Origin of the sequence: Mesorhizobium sp. M7A.F.Ca.CA.003.01.2.1, from assembly GCF_003998945.1 — a bacterium.
In the GTDB taxonomy this organism is placed as follows: Bacteria; Pseudomonadota; Alphaproteobacteria; order Rhizobiales; family Rhizobiaceae; genus Mesorhizobium; species Mesorhizobium ciceri.
Map to the genome: position 1 here is coordinate 1 of NZ_RZRA01000304.1, position 5643 is coordinate 5643.

The window sequence follows — 5643 nt, forward strand, 5'->3', positions numbered from 1 at the left end:
CGATTTACTTGAATGCAGATCCTCTTAATCTCCTCCGGCACGTTGAGATCTCCGCCTAGAATACGAAGCTCCTCGCCAATGTCTTTCATGATAACTCGCGTCGGAGCGTGATCTTTCATAACTAGAATTATATTTTCTCCATGTGCCATAAACGCTAGATCGTAAGCATAAAAGCAGTGGAGAAGCGGCGCCAGATAAGATTCAAAATAGCGGCGTAGCCAAGCGGCGGCGTCTAACCCCGAGGCATTGATGAGGGCTGTCACGAGTGCTTCACCATTGTAATCGACATGAAGCAGCGACGCCATTGTCATCAGACGTTCCCCTTCTTTCAACTGCCGAAGGGGGCTTTCCCTCCACAGCGCAGAAAGCATCTGCTTGTAAGGGGAGTCCTTCTTGAGGGCGGTGTTGAAACAACGATTGCGATAGCCAATCGTCGCGACCTCGCGAAGGATGCTGAAGCCGTTGGCGGCTAAATAGGAGTCACTGTCGAGCAAATTCTTCAACCATTCGTTGATGGCGGGCGTCGCCAGCATGTGTGTCGGTGACAAGCCGCGCATAAACCCCATGTTAAGTATCGACAGCGCCGTTTTCACGTACCGTTTATGCGGATCGCTTATATTGAAAAGTGTGCGGATCGATTGCTGGGCATGATATATGTCCTTCCCCTGGCCTAGGCAGACAATGTGCCGGTTGGCGATATCCGCCGCGAAGATAGTTGAGAGCCGATTGAACCATTGCCAAGGATGCGCTGGCATATAGATGTAATCGGTCGAGTTTAGTCCCTTTTGACGCAACGCTGCGTCGAACTGTTCCAGCGCCTGTCGACCGAGTTCCTCGTGCATGAGAAGGTCGTAGTCGAGCGTTGAAATGGACTTAAACGTTGCCATTTCTTTATGGACGGCCAGCCATATGAGTCTTATCGAACTGCCCACCTCCGGCGCATAGCGACTATAGTCGAGCGCGTCAAAGCCAATGCGACCGTTATTCGCGATAAAGGTCGGGTGGCCCTCCGTCATGCCAGCCTCAACGATCTGGTAATCGGCAAAAGCCAGTTCTGCGGCGGATATCTCTGTTTTGGCCTGCTTGTACGCGCTGCCATACAGCGTGCTGCTGATCTCCTGCAGGTAAACCGGCATCATCTCTTCCTTTATGCCAAGATGGCGGCTGAACTCAATAACAAAATCAAGCGCATCCAGGGGGGCCGGCCTGCCCTCAATCCTTTTCTCCAGAGAGCCGGCGTCCACTTGCCAGTGATCTAGCAGGAGGCGCCGAGCCTGGAACCAATACTCCAACCCAGGGGTCTCGCTTTCCAGCACATACTTCCCCCAGTCGCCTTCCATTCGCTGGAGTCGAGGAGCAATTAGCAACTCGTGTGCAAATTCGCTGATTGCTTTACGGATAAGGAGCCGGTTGGCCTTTGCCCATAAATGCGGTTTCAAATGCTGCGTTACGCGTTCGGCTAGGCTTATCTCATCGTCTCGGGCTGTCATATCACTCACGATCTCAACTCCTTCAGAACGTAACGGTGTAAGGTTCGCGAACGCGCCTTACACTCGTCTCGCCAAACTTCGACGTCGCACAAAATCCGTTCTATTTTTCATCAGAAAGGATAAGAAATACCGGACCTCTTATACAAGTTAATTTCTAATGTGTTGTGTACCGTTCGTCTTCGCTCGTGATAAACCAGCAATATTACCATCTTACTTATATAATATATTAGAATACCGGTTTCACCGGCCCTGGACGTCGTCCTTCATCTTGCAACGAGCAAGAAGTGTGTATTGATTTGCACATGCCGTACTGTCGTTCGATCACGTCAAGCGGTCGGTGTCCATTGTTTGAGCTCTCCGAGTGTCCATTTTTGCTGTCCGTCTCCATACAATCGCATACGTCTAAAGCGGAATTTCCTTTGCTTGATAAGCCCAGACTGGGTAGGGGGGACTGAGTGAATGCCTACTCCGCTGAAATGCTGTCCTGCACCGCGCCAATGCTGTCGCGTACGATCGACAGACCACGGCGCAGTTCAGCCTCGGTTATGGTAAGGGCTGTCATGAACTTGAGCACCTCACCATACGAGCCAGCGATCTCGATCACCAAGCCGCGACGAAAAGCTTCCCGGGAAATGAGCCCCGGCAATGAGTGGTGCTTTGGTGATACGAGTCCATACATCAAGCCGCGGCCTCGGACATTCAGAGCAAGGCTGGGGAAGTCGTCTGCGATCGACTTGAGTTCTTGAGCCAAGATGGCTGATTTGCGAGCAATCTCATCTTCAAACTTGGAGTCGGACCAGTAAGTCTCAAGGGCCGCACGAGCAGTGACGAAAGCATAGTTGTTGCCCCTGAACGTGCCGGTGTGCGCACCCGGCGTCCAGACATCAAGTTCAGGCTTCATGAGGACAAGGGCCATAGGCGTTCCAATTGCAGACAACGACTTTGACAGGGTAACGATGTCCGGCACGATCTCAGCCGCCTCGAAACTGAAGAATTTCCCTGTGCGACCGACACCAGCCTGAATATCATCGAGGATCATCAGGATCTCGTGCCGAGAGGTCAGATCACGCAGCCGTTGCAGCCATTCAACGGTAGCAGCATTGACACCGCCTTCGCCCTGCACTGCTTCTAGGATCACCGCAGCGGGTTTGCCGAGACCACTGCTAGGATCATCGAGAAGCTTCTCGAAATACTCGATCGTGTCTGAAGCGCCGAGATAGCCCTCGTACGGCAACGATGTCACGTGCGCGAGGGGAAAGCCGACAGCATCTCGGAACTTCGTGTTTCCGGTTGCCGCCAACGCCCCAGCGCTGACTCCGTGAAACGAGTTCGTAAACGAAACGATGTTTGACCTGCCGGTCACTTGGCGAGCTAGCTTCAGAGCCGCCTCGACCGCGTTCGTACCTGTGGGGCCAGTAAATTGCAATTTATAAGACAGACCGCGGGGCTTCAAAATAAACTGCTCAAAAGCTTCGATGAAGGCCTTCTTGGCGGTCGTAGCAAGGTCGAGCCCGTGCACAATTCCGTCGCGCGCAATGTAGTCCAACAACGCCCGCGTGAAGGCTGGGTTGTTGTGCCCGTAATTCAAGGCTCCCGCGCCTCCCAAGAAGTCGATGTATTCCCGACCGTCTGTAGCTATGAGGGCAGTGCCGACGCCTCGATCGAACAGAACTGGGAACGCACGGACGTAGCTCCGCACCTCAGACTCAAGACGATCAAAGATCGCGAGGCTTACATCGTTTGTAGGAGTAAACTGCTTCTTCATAGGGCGAGTCCTGAATTGTAGCCTGCAAAGGCATCAGCCCAAACTGTCTGGCGAAGGCCATTTCAATCGGTTCGAGGTTCGGCTTGTATGACGGCAGCATGAGCAGTCACACGCCTGGCCACGCCAACTCACGGCCCAAGCCAGTCGATCGCTGCGAGGTCCAACGTCACGTCCACCAGAGAACAAGATCAGGCCGCGCAAATCCGAAAAAGCAATTCAGCACTAGGCGACGCTTTCCGTCGCCTAATTGACCGGTAACCCCGTGAACGAAGCCGCCATCGATTAGGGCGATATCCCCGGTTTTGAGCTCGAACTCGCGGCAAGGGACGGCTTCCAGATAGGCTGCCGAATAGGGATATCCAGTGGTCTCCACACCTTGCGATATCCGGTCCGCAACCGTCGGCTTGTGGCTCCAGAGCTTCAGATTGCCGCCTTCCTCAGGCATGCTGGGATAGAGGTTGAGCGCTGCGACCGTATTGTGCGCCACCGCAGAAAGCTCGTAATCATCGCCAGCACGTAAGACTTGAGCGACGTCGTCGTGGGGATCCAAGGAAAATGTGCCTGTGCCCGACCAACTGAGGCCGCGACAAACATTGGCCTGGCCGTGTTCGGAACGGGCTAGCCGCAATTCGATTCCCTGGTTGTGAAGCTCTCGCTTCAACGCCCTGAATACTGCTCGAACCGGGTCAACCAAATTCTTAAAAAGGGCATCGACGTACGGCCGCGCGTTTTCGGCGTCTGCGAAATAGGTGGCTGCATCCTTCCTGTAGTGAGATGCGCCGACATATTGTCCGGGCACACCATCTTTACGCTCTCTGAGACCAGAGCTTCCAATAAAGTTCGTAGTGATCTCCTCGGCTACTTCGGTGCTGAAAGCTTGCTTGATGTGCAGAGCGGTGAGCTCACCTTTCAGGACCGAGATGATCTCCGCCGTGTTGATCGACCCGGTCCGTTCTTTGATCGAAACCGGCGAGATGGCTGGCACTTGAGATATCTGACTAGGCATTGTCTTGCTCCTGTAGTGCGTGTTCAAGGATGGTGATGCCACGATCGAGTTCGGCATCGGTGATGGTTATCGGTGGGAGGACTTTGATAACGTCGCGATTTGGCCCCGAGGATTCGATAAGAAGGCCATTTTCGAATGCGACATCGTGCACGCGGCCGACAACTGCCGGTGAACGGCATTTCAGGCCGGCCATCAGACCGCGGCCGCGCTTCTGTTCGATGTATCTTGGAAATTTCGCAACCAGGCGATCGAGGTGCGTTTGCAGCCTGACGGCTGTCCGCTCGACACCTGCAGTAAATTTCCTATCCGACCACATCTTGCACATGGCTCCTGCCGTCACGAAGGCGAAATTGTTGCCTCTGAAGGTCCCGCTATGTTCTCCGGGCTTCCATATGTCCAAGTCGGGTCGAATCAGAACGATGGACAACGGACTACCTGAACCGCTTAGGGACTTGGAAAGACACACAATATCCGGTTCGATTTTCGCGGACTCGAATGAGAAGAAATCGCCAGTTCGGCCCGCACCCGCCTGAATATCGTCGACGATAAAAACAATGCCGTGCGTACGGCAAATGCGCTGAATTTCCGTGAGCCAAGCTGCGGATGCGGCGTTCATGCCGCCTTCGGCCTGGATGGTCTCCAGAATGATTGCGGCAGGCTTTTCTATGCCGCTCCCCGGGTCGCTCAAAACGCTGTCGATGTAACTGGCGGAATCGAAAGCTTGGCTCGGATAGCCGTCATAGGGAACACGGATCACATCGTGGCGAGCGACGCCTCCCAGTTCCCTGGTTGAGGCCGAGCCCGACACCGCTAGAGAGCCGAGCGACATGCCGTGGAACGCATTCGTAAAGGCCATGACGCTCGAGCGGCCGGTGTATTTTCGCGCCAGCGCCAGCGCCGCTTCGTTGGCGTTCGTGCCGGTCGGCCCGGGAAACTGAATCTTGTACGAAAGGCCTCTGGGTTTCAGGATCCAATCGACGAACCCTTCAATGAAGTCACGCTTTGCCGCCGTATGCATATCAAGCGACAGAAGAATGTTCTCACCGACGAGATATTCAATCGCTGGCGCCATAATATCCGGATTGTTGTGCCCGTAGTTGAGTGCGCCGGAACCCACCAGGAAATCGATAAAGGGCTTACCCGTCTCGTCCCAGATCGTCGCCCCAAGGGCCTTCGTAAAGACGGTGGGGAACGCCCGGCAATAACGACGAACGTTAGATTCATGAGCCGTGAAAGCGTCGGTGTCCATATCAAGTCCTCTGCACATAGTCTTTCAAAGAAGAGAGCTGTTTAATGGCTAGTGGTTTGCGGCAGATGTTCGTCGCTTAACGTTGAAGCAGAATGCCGGAGGCAGCTTTGTTTGGTCTGGGTTTGGTCTGGTG

General features: G+C 54.2%; 4 protein-coding genes. All 4 read right to left on the reverse strand.

What is annotated here, in order from left to right:
- A partial coding sequence (locus EN969_RS14325) for an IucA/IucC family siderophore biosynthesis protein (RefSeq protein ID WP_164758253.1) occupies positions 1-1490 on the reverse strand: 1490 nt, incomplete at its 3' end.
- A 463-nt stretch (positions 1491-1953) separates the two neighbouring features.
- Complete coding sequence (gene ectB / locus EN969_RS14330) at positions 1954-3255, reverse strand: diaminobutyrate--2-oxoglutarate transaminase (protein WP_063169360.1); 1302 nt, start codon at positions 3253-3255, stop codon at positions 1954-1956.
- Between the two features lie 166 nt (positions 3256-3421).
- Positions 3422-4261 carry a hypothetical protein gene (locus EN969_RS14335; protein WP_063169361.1) on the reverse strand — a complete coding sequence of 280 codons (840 nt, stop codon included), beginning with the start codon at positions 4259-4261 and terminating at the stop codon, positions 3422-3424.
- Entirely contained in the window at positions 4254-5510 is a 1257-nt protein-coding gene (gene ectB / locus EN969_RS14340) for a diaminobutyrate--2-oxoglutarate transaminase (protein ID WP_063169362.1), read from the reverse strand. Before ectB (EN969_RS14340) ends, EN969_RS14335 begins: the two co-directional genes overlap by 8 nt.
- Positions 5511-5643: the final 133 nt, after the last annotated feature.